Consider the following 15,616-nt stretch of genomic DNA (forward strand, 5'->3'; position numbering starts at 1 on the left):
GCGGCCGACCTTGGTCGAGCCGGTGAAATTGACCCGCTTCACCGCCGGATGCGCGACGAGCGCCTCGACGATCCCGGCGGCATCCTTCGGGTCGTTGGTGACAACATTGACGACGCCCTTCGGCAGGCCGGCCTCGACCAGCACCTGGCCGATCAGGCGATGCGTGCCGGGGCACATCTCGGAGGCCTTGAGCACCACCGTGTTCCCGCAGGCGAGCGGCATCGCCAGCGCGCGGGTGCCGAGGATGACGGGTGCGTTCCAGGGCGCGATGCCCAGGCAGACGCCGGCCGGCTGGCGGATCGCCATGGCAAGCGTGCCCGGCTTGTCCGAGGGGATGATCTCGCCCGCGATCTGTGTCGTCATCGCGGCTGCCTCGCGCAGCATGTTGGCGGCCAGCATAACGTTGAAGCCGGCCCACGGCCCGGTCGCTCCGGTCTCCTCCATCATCAGCCTGGTGAATTCGCCGACCTTGGAGGCCATCACCTCGGCGGCCTTGGAAAGCAAAGCGCGGCGCTCGCCTGGGCCCGTCCGCGACCAGGCCGGGAAGGCCGCGGCAGCGGCGCCGACGGCGGCATTGGCGTCGGCGATGCTGGCGGCGGCGGCGCGCGTCGCCAGCTTGCCGGTGAAGGGGTCCAGGCGGTCGAAGGAAGCCTTGCCCGTTGCAGTTCTTTCGTCGCCGTCGATCAGAAGTCCGATATCCATTTGGTCTCTCCCTCGCTCCGGGTGGAGCGTTGCAAACTAGAAGCCGAGCACCTCGGCGTTGATCGAGGCTTCGAGGCCGCCGTCGACCGGCACATTGGCGCCGTTGATCCAGCGCGCGCCATCCGAGCACAGGAACAGCACGACCGGCGCGATATCGCCCGACGTGCCGGCACGACCCACCCGCGAAATATCGCTGTCGACGCGGTCGTCGCCGAGCACGGCGCGGAACTGCTTCAGGATCGGCGTCTCGACCGGGCCTGGGCTGACCGCATTGACACGGATGCCGCGGCTCTTGAAGCGCTCCTGATGCGCGGCGCGGAAGGTCCACAGCAGCAGAAGCTCCTTCGAGACCGGATAGCCTTCCTCGTTCTTGACCGCATGGTCGGCGACCACCCTGGCGACATCGGGAAAGCCCTCGATGCCGATCATCGAAGCGGCGCGGTTGAGATTGGCGCGCCAGCCGAAGCCGGCGATCGAGGCGACGTTGACGATGGCGCCGCCTTCGCGAAGCTTCGGCGCCAGCGCCTCGGAAAGCGCGCGCAGTCCGTAGAAATTGACGGCGAGCGTCGACACGGCGCCGGTGTTGCCGGAAAGGCCGGCGACGTTGCAGAGCGCATCGAGGCGCAGCGGCAGCCGTGCCACCAGTTCGTCGACGCCGGCCTTCGACGAGATGTCGGCCTTGACGAAGCTGCCGGCACTTGCAGCTGGCTCACGCACGTCGACGCCGATCACGTCGGCGCCAAGTTGGCCGGCGAGTTCCGCCGTGCGGGCGCCGATGCCAGAGGCGACGCCGGTGATGAGGATGGTCTTGCCGAAAAGCATGGTCAGGCTTTCTCCCGAGATGTCGTTGTCTGTGCCGGCGAGGCAGTCTGGCCCGTCGTTAGGGTCGCGTTGACGGGAATTCTGACGCTATAGCCGACGGGCAGCAGCCGAAGCCCAAATCGCTCCTCCAGCGTTCCCCACAGGCCGCGCGGCAACAGCAGCGAGAAGGCAAGCGCTGTGGCGCCGAGGCCGATCAGGTACCAGACGCCTGCGCCGCCGAACCAGGTCTCGATGAGGAAGAACAGCAACGCGCCAAGGATGGCGCCCTCGAAGGTGCCGATGCCGCCGACCAGCACCATGAAGATCATGTAGGCCGTCCACTGGACGCTGAAATAGGTCTTCGGCTGGAAGGTGATCGAGGTCGCCAGCCACAGCGCGCCGGCAATGCCGATGCCAAAGGCGGCGAGAACGAAAAGCAGCCGCTTGGTGCCGGTAACGCGCACGCCGACCGAGGCTGCCGCATCCTCGTTGTCGCGGATGGCGCGGATGGCGGCACCGGTGCTGCCGCGCAGCAGGCCGAACAGGACGGCAAGCAGGGCGGTCATCGACGCCAGCGCCAGCCAGTAGATCGCCACGCGTCTGGTCGAAGCGTCGTAGACGTTGAGCGAGATCAGCGACGTGCCGGTCTCGCCCTGCACCAGCCGGTCGAGGTTGACGAGGAGATGGGTGAGGGCCGCGATCACCCACATGCCGATGGCGAACTGGCCGTTCCTGAGCCGCAGCATGAACAGCGAGATCGGCCAGGAGACCGCGCCGACGACGATCGCCGAGACGAAGAGCGCGACGAAAGGATTGAGGCCGGCATCCGCCAGCCGGATGCTGAAATAGGCGCCGAGGCCGAAGAACACTTGCTGGCCGACCGAGACCAGTCCGCCGAAACCGGCGAGCGCGTTCCACATCGCCGCGAGGATCACATAGATGAACAGCGCGGTCATGCGGTCGACGGCGCCTACCGACAGGAATTGCGGCGCGATCGCCAGCAGCGCGATGATCAGGGCCACCGCGATCGCGGCAATGCGCGAGGCGGCGGTGCCGCGCTCGATGACAGGGGAGGCGGCGCTCATGATGCCTTCCTCGCGGGCAGGCGCAGCAGGCCGCGCAGGCCGAGGCCGGAGGTGGACAGGCGTATGAACAGCGCGATCAGGAACGCGACATGGCCGCCGATCAGAAAGCCCTGCGGATGTACCTGGGCGCCGAGCGTCTGGGCAAGCGCCAGCACGATGCCGCCGATCAGCGTGCCCCACAGCGAGCCGGCGCCGCCGATGACCGCCGCCTCGAAGGCGAACAGCAACTGCGGCGCGCCGGCATAGGGTTCGAAGGTGGCGCGCATGCCGAGGAAGGCGCCGGCGAGGCCGACGGTGACCATGGCGATGGACGCGGCGACCGCATTGGCGCGGCGCGCATCGATGCCGACCAGGCCGGCCGTATCAGGGTCCGCCGAGGTGGCGCGGATCGCGCGGCCAAGGCCGGTGCGGGTGAGGAAGAGCTGCAGCCCGCCAAGCAGCGCCACGGCGGTGACGAAGATGATGACCGCGAGCTTGCCGACATAGATGCTGCCCGGCCATTCCCAGGAATCGTAGGAGAGGCTGCCGATAAAGGGCGCCAGCGAGCGCGTGTCGGCGCCGAACTGTTCGAACAAGAGATTGTCGATGACGATTGCGAGACCGAAGGTCGTCAGGATCGGCAACAGCGCACCGCCGCGCGCGCTGCGTTCGAGTAGGAAGCGCTGCAAGGCCCAGCCGATCGCGGCCATCAGCGGCAGGACGATCAGCAATCCAAGAAAGGGTGAAATGTGGAAGCGCGAGGCGAGCTGCCACAGCGCGAAGGCAGACAGCACGGCGAGGCTGCCATGGGCGAGGTTGATGATGCGCATCACCGAAAACATGAAGGAGAGGCCGCAGGCGATCAGCGCGTAGTAGCCGCCGAGCAGGATGCCCTGGACGATCTGGTTGGTCATGCCGGCACGCCTCCGGCGCCCTTCCGATGCAGGCCGAAATAGGCTTTCGTCACCTCGTCGCGCGAAACGCTCTTGCTGTCTCCGGCAAGCGCGATCCTTCCCTCCAGCATGCAGATGACCTTGTCGGAGACGGAGAGGGCACGGTTGAGATCCTGCTCGACCAGGATGATCGTCGTGCCGGAACTGATCAGGCCGTGCAGCGAGGCGTAGACGCGGTCGACGACCAGCGGCGACAGGCCGAGCGAGACCTCGTCGAGCAGCAGCAATTCCGGATTGCTCATCAGCGCGCGGCCGATGGCGGTCGCCTGCTGCTCGCCGCCGGACAGATGGCCGGTCCTGGAATGGCGGCGCGGCTTGAGGTTGGGAAACGTGTCGAGCACCTTGTCGACGCTCCAGTCGCCGGGGCGGCCGGCGGTCTTGCCGAGCAGGAGGTTTTCCTCGACCGTCATTTCGACGAACAGTTTCCTGCCTTCGGGCACCAGCGCGATGCCCATGCCGACTCTGCTGTGCGAGGGCACCCCGGAAAGGTCGGCCCCGTCGAACCGCACGCGACCCGATGCCTGCGGATGCGCTCCGGCAATGGCGCGCAGCAGCGTCGTCTTGCCGGCGCCGTTGGCGCCGACCAGCGCCAGCGTCTCGCCGCGCTCGACGGTGAAGCTGACGCCGCGTACCGCCTGCAACAGGCCGTGGCGGACAACGAGATCCTCGACCGAAAGCAGGCTCATTTCGGGCCTCCGCCGAGATAGGCGCTGATCACATGCGGGTTGGCCATTACCGCTTGCGGATCGCCGTCGGCGATGATCTTTCCGGCATCCATGCAGATCAGTCGCTCGGCCACCTGCAGCAGGATGTGGACGATGTGCTCGATCCAGACGATGCCGATCTTGCGGCGCCGCAATTCCCTGATGGTCTCGACCAGCTCGCCGGCCTCGCCGTCAGTCAGGCCGCCGCCGATCTCGTCGAGCAGAAGCAGCGCCGGCCTGGCAGCGAGCGCCCGGGCGAGTTCCAGCCGCTTGCGGTCGAGCAAGCCGAGTGTCTCGGCGCGCCGGTTGGCAACGCCCAGCATGCCGCAGAGTTTCAGCGAGCCAAGCGCTTCCTCATAGGCTTCGTCGCGCTTGAGGCCGGCGCCATGCGAGGCGGCGACGAAGACGTTCTCAAAGGTGGTCATGCCGCCGAAAGGCTTCGGCACCTGATGCGTGCGCACGAGGCCGAGGCGGAAGCGCGCCGTGGCCGGCAGCGCGGTGACGTCGCCGCCTTTGAATGCGACGGTGCCGGCACTGGGCGGATAGGCGCCGGACAGCACGCTGAGCAATGTCGTCTTGCCGGCGCCGTTCGGGCCGACAATGCCGACCGCCTCGTCGGCTCCCATGGCGAAGTCGATGTCGTCGAGCACCACCAGCGCGCCAAAGCGCTTGTGGATGCCGGCGGCATCGAGGATCGCAGCGTTGGGCAAAATGGTCACGATGCGAACCCCGTCAGCAGTCCAATCAGCCGTTGTACGGCTGCAGCTTGGCTTCGACCGGCACCTTCGGGTCGGTGGCGTTTTCGGTCACGACATAGTCGAGCGGGAACTTGCTGCCTTCCTTCGCCGCCACCCACTGCGTGCCGATGATCGGGCCGGGCGAGACGTTGGCGACGGGGCCGCTGGTGAAATCGACCTTGCCGATCATCGTCTCGGTGTTGAGCGCGCTCAGCGCCTTGGCGACCGCCGCCTTGTCCTTGGCGTCGGTGCTGGACTTCAGCGCTTCGAAGCCGGCGTCGAGCAGCGACATCGTGGCGCCGAGCTGCTGCGTCCACTGCTTGCCGCTCGCCGCTTCGTAGCCGTCGGCCAGCTCGGTCCCGGAAACACCAGTGAGCGGCGATTTGTAGGGGAAGGCCTTGTGCCAGTAAGCGGCGCTCGCAATCTTCATGCCGAGGTCGCCGAGCGCCTCGATGTCGGACGGGAACAGGCCGGTCTTGGCGACCTGGGCGATCTTGATCTGCCGGGTCAGGCCCTGCTGCGCCGCCTGGCGCCAGAAGGCGGCGAAATCCGGCGGGATTGGGAAGGAATTGAAGATCTCGACGCCTTCCTGCTTGAACAGCGCGATCTGCGAGGAATAGTCGGTGGTGCCGGTCTCGTAGGCGCCGGGGTCGACGATGGTGAAGCCCTGCTTGGCGAGCAGCGGTGCAAGATGGGCACGGATGGCATTGCCGTCGGCGTCGTTCGGATACATGACGCCGACCTTCTTGTTGGTCTCGATCAGATTCCACTGCGAGACATAGGCCTTGAAGAATTCGTCGACGCCGAAGCCGAAATGATAGGTCCATTTGAACGGCGAAGGCTGGCCCGGCTTGGCGCCGCGGCCGAAATACCAGGCTTCCCACGGCATGACGGTGGACAGGCAAGGTACGCCGGCCGCTTCGCAAGCATCGGCTACGGGGTTGATCACCTCAGGCGTCGAGACGGCGAGCATCAGGTCGATGGCCTGGTTGTTGATCAGGTCCTTGGCGAGTTGGCCGGCGCGGGAGGGATCGGATTGCGTATCCTGATCGAGGATCTCGACACTGTATTTCTTGCCGCCGAGCTCGATGCCATTGGCGAGCGCCTTGCGGGCGAGGTCGAGCACGTAGCCGTCGGTCTCGCCGAAACCGCCGAGAGGCCCGGTGCGCGGGCTGACGAAGCCGACCTTCAGGGTGTCCGCGGCCTGCGCGAAGGCCTTGCCGCGGCCGAGCGCAAGAGCCGCGCCGCCGGCCACCGAAGTGGCCATGAACTGGCGTCGCGACATGCCGGCGACAACGGGTTTGCTGCCGATAGTCCTGGTCATCTGCTCCTCCCTCCGTGGCCGTCCCCGTACGGGCCGGTACCGGTTTTCCGGTGCCGCCAGACAGGGCTCGGCCTTGATCCTCCACGGTCACATTGCACTAGCGGTTTGGTTCGGTAAAATGATATTTTGCGGTGTTTCATTAACCCATAGGTTATGAAATGCCGCGCCGAACGGAGTCCGTTGTCAGGCGTTATGCCGCGCCGCCTCGCGGATCGTCTGCAGCAGGATGGAAAAGGCCGGCGAGGGGGCAGTGTCGGTGCGCATGGTCAGGCCGACCGGTCCCTTGGTCTCCTCGGTGTCGACTGGCAAGGCGACGAAGGCGCCGCTGGCGATCTCGTTGGCGACGACGCCGGCCGAGATGATCCACACCGCGTTGCTCTGGCGCATGAAGGAACGGCCGAAGGAATCCGAGACGGTCTCGATTTCGGTGGCCGGCGCGGTCATGCCATTGGTGATGAACAGGCGGTCGACGAAGGGGCGGATGACGGACTCCCGCGTCGGCATCAGCACGGGGAATTCGTCGAGGCGGGCGAAGATATCGGCCCCCGGTTCCGACAGCGGATGTCCGGCCCGCACCACGAACAACACTTGTTCGGAATAGAGATGCTCGAAGAAGAAGCCGGTCATGTGCTCCGGCGCCGCCAGGCGGCCGACGACGAGATCGAGCGCGCCGACGCGCAGCTGTTCCAGCAGCACCGCGTTCTCGCCGGTGACGATCTTGAGGGCGGCGCCCGTGTTCTCCTCGAGGAACAGGCTCATGGCGAGCGGCATCACCCGCGCCGACACCGTCGGCAAGGCACCAATGCGGATCGGATGGCGGTTGATAGCGCCGTCCTGGCGGACGGAATCGACACCGCGCTTCAGTGCCGTGATCGCCGTGCCGGCATGGCCGAGGAAGATCTCGCCGAGCCGCGTGACGCGGATGCCGCGGCCGTCGCGTTCGACGACGGCGATGCCGAGCGCCTCTTCCAGCTCGCGCAACGTCTTGGTCACGGCCGGCGCGCTGACATGCAGGAACTCGGCCGCCCTTGCCACGCTGCCTTGCCGCGCCACTTCGAGAAACGCCTGCAGGTGTCGGAAGCGGATGCGGCTTTCGGCCATGGTTCGATAACCTCGGAGTTAATGAAACGCCGCAAAATATCATTTTACCGAACCAAATACCTAGTGCAAGCTAACATCGGAGGATCGAAATCGTGCCATTCGTCAGCATTGGCGGCGTTACGCTGCACCACCGCTACAGGCCGGGGACTGGCAATGCGTGCCCGATCATATTCATGAATTCGCTGGGGACCGACTTCCGGATCTGGGACGAAATTGTCTCGCTGCTCGGCGATGAAATGCCGACGCTCGTCTATGACAAGCGCGGGCACGGACTGTCAGACATCGGCGGCGTCAGCTCGATCGACGATCATGTCGATGACCTCTGCGGCCTCGTCGATCACTTCGGCCTTGCCAAGGTCGTGCTGTGCGGCCTGTCGGTCGGCGGCCTGATCGCGCAGGGCTTCCATGCGCGGCGCCCCGAAAGCGTCGAGGCCCTCATCCTGAGCGACACGGCGCACAAGATCGGCACGGCCGACAGCTGGAACACACGCATCGCGACGGTCGAAAGCAAAGGCATCCAGGAGATCGCCGACGCCGTGCTCAAGCTGTGGTTCACCCCTGCCTTCCACGCGGAGCGTTCCGCCGATCTCGACGGCTGCTGGAACATGCTGACCAGGCAGCCGCTCGCCGGCTATATCGGCACCTGCGCTGCCGTTCGCGATGCTGACTTCACCGAGGCCGCGCGCGGCATCGCGGTGCCGACGCTTTGCGTCGTCGGCGACCAGGACGGCTCGACGCCGCCCGACCTCGTGCGCTCGCTTGCCGATCTCATCCCTGGCGCGCGCTTCGAGATGATCCCCAATGCCGGCCACATTGCCTGCGTCGAGCAGCCCGGGCCGTTTACCAGGCTGATCCGCGATTTCGTCGCATCGCTTCCCAGCGGAAAGCAAATCCATGGATGACATTTCCAAGAACACAACCCGATACCGGACCGGACTTGAGGTCCGGCGATCCGTGCTCGGCGATTCCCATGTCGACCGGGCCGAGGATGCGGCCACCGATTTCGACCGGCCGTTTCAGCACCTGATCAACGAGGCCGCGTGGGGAACGGTGTGGGCGCGGCCGGGCTGGTCGAAACGCGAGCGCTCGATCGTGACGCTGGCGCTGCTTGCGGCACTCGGCCATGACGAGGAGGTGGCCATGCATGTGCGCGCCACCGCCAACACCGGCGCATCGCGCGACGATATCTGCGAGGCTTTCCTGCATGTCGCGATCTATGCCGGCGTACCGGCCGCAAACCGCGCCTTCAGGATCGCCAAGGAGGTGTTCGCGCAGATGGACGAGAATGCCCATGCCTGAGCCGGGCTCCAACCGGGCGCCGGAGACCGGCGCCTTCTTCCAGCGCGATAGCCTTTGGCATCCGCCGGCGCTGACGCCCGCCTATAAGAGCTCGGTGCTGCGCTCGCCGCAAAAGGCACTGCTTTCCTTCGACAACACGCTGTCGGAACTCACCGGCCCGGTGTTCGGGCACGCCATGCTCGGCGAATTCGACAACGACCTGATCCACAATTTCGCCCAGCCAGGCGAGAGCGCCATCGGCGAGCGCATCATCGTGCATGGGCGGGTGCTCGACGAACGGGGCAAGGGCGTGCCGGGCGTGCTGCTCGAATTCTGGCAGGCGAATGCCGGCGGCCGCTACCGCCACAAGAAGGACGGCTATCTGGCGCCGCTCGATCCGAATTTTGGCGGCTGCGGCCGCACCATCACAGGCGATGACGGCGGCTACGCCTTTCGCACTGTCAGGCCGGGACCCTATCCGTGGCCGAACGGTCCGAACGACTGGCGCCCTGCCCATATCCATTTTTCGGTGTTCGGCCAGGGTTTCGCGCAGCGGCTGATCACCCAGATGTATTTCGAAGGCGATCCGCTGATCTGGCGCTGCCCGATCGTCGGCGGAATTTCCGACAAGGCAGCCATCGAAGCGCTGATTGCCACCCTCGACATGCAGTCGACGATCCCGATGGACGCGCTCGCCTACAAGTTCGATATCGTGCTGCGCGGACGTCGCTCGACGCTGTTCGAGAACAGGCCGGAGGGCAATTGATGGCGCAATCGCTCGACCGGCTGAAGGAAAGCCCTTCGCAGACCGCGGGACCCTACGTTCATATCGGGCTGACGCCGAATTTCTGCGGCATCGGCGGCGTCTACGAGAGCGATCTTGGCTCGAGCATGGTCAACGGTGAGACCAAGGGCGAGCGCATCGAGCTGCGCATCCGCGTTTTCGACGGTGCCGGCGCGCCGCTCAAGGACGCGCTGATCGAGATCTGGCAGGCCGATGCCAGCGGGTTCTACAATTCGCCGGCCGAATTGCGTGGCGCTGCCGATCCGAATTTTCTGGGTTGGGGCCGGCAGCCGACCGACATGGAAACGGGCGTCTGCCTGTTCCAGACGATCAAGCCCGGCCGCGTGCCGTTCCGCGACGGGGGGCTGATGGCGCCGCACATCACGCTGTGGATCGTGGCGCGCGGCATCAATATCGGCCTCCACACGCGGCTCTATTTCTCGGACGAGGAAAAGGCCAATGGCGAGGACCCGATCCTTGCCCGCATCGAGCATCGCTTGCGCGTGCCGACGCTGATCGCCGAGCGCCAGGGCGACACCTACGTCTTCGATGTCCACCTTCAGGGGGACAAGGAGACGGTCTTCTTCGACAGCTGACCGGCCTGAACATGACCGTATCGCCCTTCGATCATCCGCTGCTTTCGGCTCTCCTTGGCGACGAGGAGGCGGCAAGGCATTTTTCAGTGGAAGCCGACATCGACGCGATGCTGGCTTTCGAGGGCGCCCTGGCCGAGGCCGAGGCCGAGTGCGGCGTGATTTCCAACGACGCCGCAACGGCAATCAGCTTGGCGCTGGCCTCGTTCCGGCCCGACACGGCCAGGCTCAGGGCCGGCGTTGCCAGGGACGGGGTCGTGGTGCCGGAGCTGGTACGCCAGATCAAGGCCGCCGTCGGCGAACCGCACAATGCGTTCGTTCATTTCGGCGCGACCAGCCAGGACGTCATCGATAGCTCGCTGGTGCTGCGGCTGAGCGGCGCGGTCGACCATATCGGCCTGCTGCTCAGCGAAAACATCGTGCGGCTTGCGGGCCTCGAACAGGATTTCGGGGGCAGGGCGCAGATTGCGATGACGCGCATGCAGCCGGCAATCCCGATCACGGTTGGAGGTCGGATCGCCTCATGGCGGGCGCCGCTCGAGCGCCACCAACTCAGGTTGAAGGAACAGTCCGCGCGTCTGCTCGTCGTCCAGTTCGGCGGCGCGGCCGGCACGCTCGATAGACTCGGCGACAAGGCTGCGCCCGTGCGGGCGGCCCTTGCCGCAAAACTCGGCCTTGGCGATGCGGCGCAATGGCATAGCCAGCGCGACGCGCTGGTCGATTTCGCCGGCTGGCTGTCGCTGGTGACCGGCAGTCTCGGCAAGTTCGGCCAGGACATCGCGCTGATGGCGCAAGGCGGCATGGACATCAAGCTGTCCGCGGGCGGCGGCTCGTCGGCGATGCCGCACAAGCAGAACCCGGTGAAGGCGGAGGCGCTGGTGGCCCTTGCCCGCTTCAACGCCACCCAGCTTGCCGGCATGCACCAGGCGCTGGTGCACGAGCAGGAGCGCTCTGGCGCCGCCTGGACACTGGAATGGCTGATCCTGCCGCAGATGGTGGTGGCGACAGCGGGAGCACTCCGGCTCGCCGCGGAGCTTGCGGGACAGATCGAAAGCCTCGGACACTGATGCGTACACAGGTTGTTATCATCGGCTCGGGCCCATCCGGCCTGCTGCTCGGCCAGTTGCTCGCCACCATCGGTGTCGAGACCGTCATTCTCGAACGGTCGAGCCGGGAGCATGTGCTCGGCCGCGTGCGCGCCGGCGTGCTGGAACAAGGCACGGTCGACCTGCTCGGCGAGGCCGGCGCCGCGGACAGGCTGCACGCCGAAGGCCTGCCGCATGCCGGCATCTCGCTCGCCTTCGACGGTCGCCTGCACCGCATCGATCTCACGGCGCTCACCGGCGGCAAGCATGTCACCGTCTACGGCCAGACCGAGGTGACGCATGATCTGATGGACAAGCGCGAGGCGGCGGGGCTGGTCACCGTCTACGAAGCCGCCAATGTCGCGCTTCACGATTTCGATGGCACGGCGCCTTTCGTCACCTATGACAAGGACGGTGTCGGCCACCGCATCGACTGCGACTTCATCGCCGGCTGCGACGGCTATCACGGCGTCAGCCGCCGCTCGGTGCCGGAGGGCGCCCTGAAGACCTTCGAGCGGACCTATCCGTTCGGCTGGCTGGGCGTGCTGGCGGAGGTGCCGCCGGCCGACCACGAGCTGGTCTACGCCAATCACGAGCGAGGCTTTGCGCTGTGCTCGATGCGCTCGCCGCACCGCAGCCGCTACTATGTGCAGTGCCCGGCGGACGAGCGCGTCGAAGCCTGGTCCGACGACCGTTTCTGGGATGAGTTGCGCCGTCGCTTGCCGCCGCAGACAGCGGCGTCCGTCACCACCGGGCCGTCTTTCGAAAAGTCGATCGCGCCGCTGCGCTCCTTCGTCGCCGAGCCGATGCGCTTCGGAAAGCTGTTCCTGGTCGGCGACGCCGCCCATATCGTGCCGCCGACCGGCGCCAAGGGCCTCAACCTTGCCGCCAGCGACGTGCGCTATCTCTTTGCCGGGCTTCGCGAATTCTATAGCGAGAGATCGCAGGCAGGGCTCGACGCCTATTCAGCCAAGGCGCTGGCGCGGGTCTGGAAAGCGGTGCGTTTCTCGTGGTGGATGACGACGATCCTGCACCGTTTTCCCGAGACGGGCGAATTCGGCCAGCGCATCCAGGAAGCCGAGCTTGACTATCTCGTGCATTCCAAAGCGGCGTCTACCGCTCTGGCGGAGAATTACGTCGGCCTGCCGTATTGATCGGCAAGGCCCGTCAAACCCGCTCCAGCGCGATCGCAATACCCTGGCCGACGCCGATGCACATGGTGGCGAGCGCATAGCGGCCGCCGCGCTCGCGAAGCTCCAGCGCCGCCGTGCCGGTAATGCGGGCGCCCGACATGCCGAGCGGGTGGCCGAGCGCGATCGCACCGCCATTCGGGTTGACGTGCGCGGCGTCCTCGGCGATGCCAAGCTGGCGCAGCACCGCGATGCCCTGCGAGGCGAAGGCCTCGTTGAGCTCGACGACGTCGAACTGGTCGGGCGTCAGGCCGAGGCGGGCGCAGAGTTTCTTCGTCGCCGGCGCCGGGCCGATGCCCATAATGCGCGGCGCAACGCCGGCGGCAGCACCGCCAAGGATGCGGGCGATCGGCGTCAGGCCGTGTTTCTTCGCGGCTGCTTCCGAAGCGATGACGAGGGCGGCCGCGCCGTCATTGACGCCGGAAGCATTGCCGGCGGTCACCGTGCCGCCCTGGCGGAACGGCGTCGGCAGTTTGGCCAGCGCCTCGATGGTGGTGCCGGCGCGTGGATGCTCGTCCTTGCCTATCACGATTGCATCGCCCTTCCTTTGCGGGATCGTCACCGGCGTGATCTCCTTCGCCAGCCGGCCATTGGCTTGCGCCGCCACAGCCTTGTCCTGGCTGCGCACGGCAAAGGCATCCTGGTCGGCGCGCGAAACGGCAAAGTCCGCGGCGACGTTTTCGCCGGTTTCCGGCATGGAATCGACGCCATACTGTTTCTTCATCAGCGGGTTGATGAAGCGCCAGCCGATGGTGGTGTCGTGGATCTCGGCGTTGCGCGAGAAGGCGGTGTCAGCCTTGGGCATGACGAAGGGCGCGCGGCTCATCGACTCGACGCCACCGGCGATCATCAGCTCGGCCTCGCCGGCCTTGATGGCGCGCGCCGCGATGGTGACGGCATCCATGCCCGAGCCGCAGAGGCGGTTGACGGTGGAGCCCGGAATGTCCTGGGGCAGGCCTGCGAGCAGCAGCGCCATGCGGGCGACGTTGCGGTTGTCCTCGCCGGCCTGGTTGGCGCAGCCATAGACGATGTCGTCGACGGCAGCCCAATCGACACCCGTGTTGCGCTCGACCAAAGCCTTCAAGGGTATGGCGCCGAGATCATCGGCGCGCACCGAGGAGAGCGCGCCGCCAAAGCGGCCGATCGGCGTGCGGATGTAATCGCAGATGAAGGCGTCGGTCATCTATGCAGCTTTCCCCTTGGCGGTCCCCTCATGCGCCGCCTTGGTGCGGGCCTGAAGATCGCGCAATGTCGTCAGCTCGAGTTCCGTCGGCGCCGGCGTCTCGTCAAGAGCCTCGGCAAATCTTACCACCCAGCCACAGGTCGCCTGCACCTGCTCGCGGGTCACGCCTGGATGCAACGACACGACGGTGAATTCCTTGGTGACCGGATCCGGCTTCCAAATCGCAAGGTCGGTGATCAAAAGCGTCGGGCCGGCCGTATCGATGCCGAGCCGCTTGCGGTGATCGCCGCCCTCGCCATGGCCGAAGGAGGTGAAGAAGTCGATCTTTTCGACCATGCCGCGTTTCGATTGCGCCATGGTGATGTAAACCTCTTTTGAAGAGGTGGCGATCTCCGGCGCGCCGCCGCCACCGGGAAGGCGCGTTTTCGGGTGCGCGTAGTCGCCGATAACGGTGGTGTTGATGTTGCCGAACCTGTCGAGCTGGGCCGCGCCGAGGAAGCCGATGGAGATGCGGCCGCCCTGCAGCCAGTAGCGGAACATCTCCGGCACCGCGACGGTGGTGACTGCTGTCTCGCACAGTTCGCCGTCACCGATCGACAGCGGCAGCACGTCGGGCGCGGTGCCGATGGTGCCGCTCTCATAGATCAGCGTGATGTCCGGCGCATGGGTGAGCCGCGCGACGTTGCAGGCAGCCGATGGCGCGCCGATGCCGACGAAGCAGACGTCGTCGCTCTTCAGCGCGCGGCTGGCGGCGATCGTCATCATTTCGTTGGGCGTGAAGCCCAAATTTCCGGCGTCGCTCATGCGGCTTTCCTCAGATGTTCGACGCGGCCGGCGAAGTCGTCGGCGCTGCCCTCGATGACGTTCTTCTGCATCCATGCCTGGAAGCGGTCGCGGTCGGCGGTGACCTCGTCCCATTCGAGATAGGCGGCGTTGTCGCGCGCATAGTAGCCGTGTGCGTAGGACGGATGCGAGCCGCCCGGCACGACCGAGATGGCCGATATCGTCCAGCTCGGCAGCACGGTGAGGTTGGGGTGGAGATCGTCGAAATTGTCGACCACTTCCTCGACCGTCACAACGGCGCGCCTGGCCGCGAGCACGGCTTCCTTCTGGATGCCGATAATGCCTTCGACCAGCACATTGCCTTTGCGGTCGGCCTTCTGCGCATGGATGAAGCTGACGTCGGGCCGGATCGATGGAACGGCGGCGAGCACTTCGCCGCTGAAGGGGCAGGTGAGCGCCCTTATGTTCGGGTTGACCGAAGCGAGGCCGGCGCCGCGATAGCCGCGGAACACTGCGCAGGGCAGGCCGGCAGCACCCGCCTCATACGCGTTGGCCATGCCGGCGTGGCTGTGCTCCTCGATCTCGATCGCGCGCGGAAAGCCATTCTCAATGGCGTCGCGGGCGCGCCGCAGCAGGCCGACGCCGGGATTGCCGACATAGGAGAAGATGATCTTTCTCGCCATGCCCATGCCGATCATCTGGTCGTAGATCAGGTCAGGCGTCATGCGGATCAAAGTGAGATCACGGAAGCCCTGGCGGATGGCTTCGTGCGCGGCTGCGGTCGGGATCAGATGGGTGAAACCCTCGAATGCGGCCGTATCGCCGTCGTGCAGGTTCTCTGCGACAGCCTCCTTCAGCGGCAGGAACTTCACCATGCTTGGGCTCCGGCGTTGGCAAGAAAGTTCGCATTGCGAACATATGTTTTATATGAGATACTTTCTAATCTTGCCCTGACGGGGAGTCAATGCCATGGGCCCAGCCGTGGAAGACGAAGCCAGTTCGCGCGATCATGTCGGCTCGCTGGAGCGCGGCCTTGCGGTGATGGAGATCCTCGCCCGCTACTCGGCCGGCATGACGCTGACCGAGATGGCGGAGGAGGCGGGCATGACCCGCGCCGGCGCCCGCCGCTTCCTGCTGACGCTGGTCGCCACCGGCTACGCGACGCAGTCGGGCCGACTGTTTTCACTGTCGCCGCGCCTGCTCACCGTCGCGCGGACCTGGCTCGGCGGCGCCTCGCTGTGGACCTTCGCGGCGCCGATCATGCGCGAGGTGGCCGCGCAATTCGACGAGGCCTGCAACGCGGCGGTGCTGTCGGGCGAGGACGTCGTCTACGT

18 protein-coding genes are annotated in these 15,616 nt (G+C 66.2%); 7 read left to right on the forward strand and 11 right to left on the reverse strand.

Translation table 11 applies throughout. The features are described 5' to 3' along the window. The 8 genes from EN738_RS16655 to pcaQ all read right to left on the reverse strand — a co-directional run. A partial coding sequence (locus EN738_RS16655) for an aldehyde dehydrogenase family protein (RefSeq protein ID WP_127284627.1) occupies positions 1-702 on the reverse strand: 702 nt, incomplete at its 3' end. A 36-nt stretch (positions 703-738) separates the two neighbouring features. Further along, entirely contained in the window at positions 739-1,524 is a 786-nt protein-coding gene (locus tag EN738_RS16660) for a coniferyl-alcohol dehydrogenase (RefSeq protein ID WP_127284628.1), read from the reverse strand. 2 nt (positions 1,525-1,526) lie between these two features. After that, positions 1,527-2,588 carry a branched-chain amino acid ABC transporter permease gene (locus tag EN738_RS16665; RefSeq protein ID WP_127284629.1) on the reverse strand — a complete coding sequence of 354 codons (1,062 nt, stop codon included), beginning with the start codon at positions 2,586-2,588 and terminating at the stop codon, positions 1,527-1,529. Next, the gene (locus EN738_RS16670) at positions 2,585-3,481 is read right to left on the reverse strand and encodes a branched-chain amino acid ABC transporter permease (protein WP_127284630.1); all 897 of its coding nucleotides are present in this window, start codon (positions 3,479-3,481) and stop codon (positions 2,585-2,587) included. The genes EN738_RS16665 and EN738_RS16670 overlap by 4 nt, the downstream gene beginning before the upstream one ends. Further along, complete coding sequence (locus tag EN738_RS16675; RefSeq protein ID WP_127284631.1) at positions 3,478-4,206, reverse strand: ABC transporter ATP-binding protein; 729 nt, start codon at positions 4,204-4,206, stop codon at positions 3,478-3,480. Before EN738_RS16675 ends, EN738_RS16670 begins: the two co-directional genes overlap by 4 nt. Then, positions 4,203-4,937: an ATP-binding cassette domain-containing protein gene (locus EN738_RS16680; RefSeq protein WP_281034311.1), complete on the reverse strand. Its 735-nt coding sequence runs from the start codon at positions 4,935-4,937 to the stop codon at positions 4,203-4,205. The genes EN738_RS16675 and EN738_RS16680 overlap by 4 nt, the downstream gene beginning before the upstream one ends. Positions 4,938-4,968: 31 nt before the next feature. Continuing rightward, positions 4,969-6,285, reverse strand: a complete 1,317-nt coding sequence (locus EN738_RS16685) for an ABC transporter substrate-binding protein (protein WP_127284633.1) — start codon at positions 6,283-6,285, stop codon at positions 4,969-4,971. A 183-nt stretch (positions 6,286-6,468) separates the two neighbouring features. Beyond that, positions 6,469-7,386, reverse strand: a complete 918-nt coding sequence (gene pcaQ / locus EN738_RS16690; RefSeq protein ID WP_127284634.1) for a pca operon transcription factor PcaQ — start codon at positions 7,384-7,386, stop codon at positions 6,469-6,471. Positions 7,387-7,478: 92 nt separating this feature from the next. On the opposite strand from pcaQ, the gene pcaD reads away from it, so the two are divergent. The 6 genes from pcaD to pobA are packed head-to-tail and all read left to right on the forward strand — an operon-like array spanning position 7,479 to position 12,280. Beyond that, on the forward strand, positions 7,479-8,288 hold the full coding sequence (gene pcaD / locus EN738_RS16695; protein WP_127284635.1) for a 3-oxoadipate enol-lactonase: 810 nt from the start codon (positions 7,479-7,481) through the stop codon (positions 8,286-8,288). Beyond that, positions 8,281-8,685: a 4-carboxymuconolactone decarboxylase gene (pcaC, locus tag EN738_RS16700; RefSeq protein ID WP_127284636.1), complete on the forward strand. Its 405-nt coding sequence runs from the start codon at positions 8,281-8,283 to the stop codon at positions 8,683-8,685. Before pcaD ends, pcaC begins: the two co-directional genes overlap by 8 nt. Beyond that, complete coding sequence (gene pcaH, locus EN738_RS16705) at positions 8,678-9,430, forward strand: protocatechuate 3,4-dioxygenase subunit beta (RefSeq protein WP_127284637.1); 753 nt, start codon at positions 8,678-8,680, stop codon at positions 9,428-9,430. Before pcaC ends, pcaH begins: the two co-directional genes overlap by 8 nt. Continuing rightward, the gene (gene pcaG, locus EN738_RS16710; protein ID WP_127284638.1) at positions 9,430-10,044 is read left to right on the forward strand and encodes a protocatechuate 3,4-dioxygenase subunit alpha; all 615 of its coding nucleotides are present in this window, start codon (positions 9,430-9,432) and stop codon (positions 10,042-10,044) included. The genes pcaH and pcaG overlap by 1 nt, the downstream gene beginning before the upstream one ends. An 11-nt stretch (positions 10,045-10,055) precedes the next feature. Beyond that, positions 10,056-11,108, forward strand: a complete 1,053-nt coding sequence (locus EN738_RS16715; RefSeq protein WP_127284639.1) for a 3-carboxy-cis,cis-muconate cycloisomerase — start codon at positions 10,056-10,058, stop codon at positions 11,106-11,108. Further along, entirely contained in the window at positions 11,108-12,280 is a 1,173-nt protein-coding gene (gene pobA, locus EN738_RS16720; protein WP_127284640.1) for a 4-hydroxybenzoate 3-monooxygenase, read from the forward strand. The genes EN738_RS16715 and pobA overlap by 1 nt, the downstream gene beginning before the upstream one ends. Before the next feature lie 13 nt (positions 12,281-12,293). Here the strand turns inward: pobA and pcaF are convergent, their stop codons facing one another. From pcaF to EN738_RS16735, 3 genes are read right to left on the reverse strand one after another with little or no spacing between them, the layout of a single operon-like run. Continuing rightward, a complete protein-coding gene (gene pcaF, locus EN738_RS16725) occupies positions 12,294-13,499 on the reverse strand; it encodes a 3-oxoadipyl-CoA thiolase (RefSeq protein ID WP_127284641.1) in 1,206 nt (401 codons plus the stop codon). After that, on the reverse strand, positions 13,500-14,303 hold the full coding sequence (locus EN738_RS16730; RefSeq protein ID WP_127284642.1) for a CoA-transferase subunit beta: 804 nt from the start codon (positions 14,301-14,303) through the stop codon (positions 13,500-13,502). Further along, positions 14,300-15,157: a CoA transferase subunit A gene (locus EN738_RS16735; RefSeq protein ID WP_127284643.1), complete on the reverse strand. Its 858-nt coding sequence runs from the start codon at positions 15,155-15,157 to the stop codon at positions 14,300-14,302. The genes EN738_RS16730 and EN738_RS16735 overlap by 4 nt, the downstream gene beginning before the upstream one ends. A 106-nt stretch (positions 15,158-15,263) precedes the next feature. On the opposite strand from EN738_RS16735, the gene EN738_RS16740 reads away from it, so the two are divergent. Continuing rightward, a partial coding sequence (locus EN738_RS16740) for a helix-turn-helix domain-containing protein (RefSeq protein WP_145966862.1) occupies positions 15,264-15,616 on the forward strand: 353 nt, incomplete at its 3' end.

Origin of the sequence: Mesorhizobium sp. M4B.F.Ca.ET.017.02.2.1, from assembly GCF_003998955.1 — a bacterium.
GTDB classification, from domain to species: domain Bacteria; phylum Pseudomonadota; class Alphaproteobacteria; order Rhizobiales; family Rhizobiaceae; genus Mesorhizobium; species Mesorhizobium abyssinicae.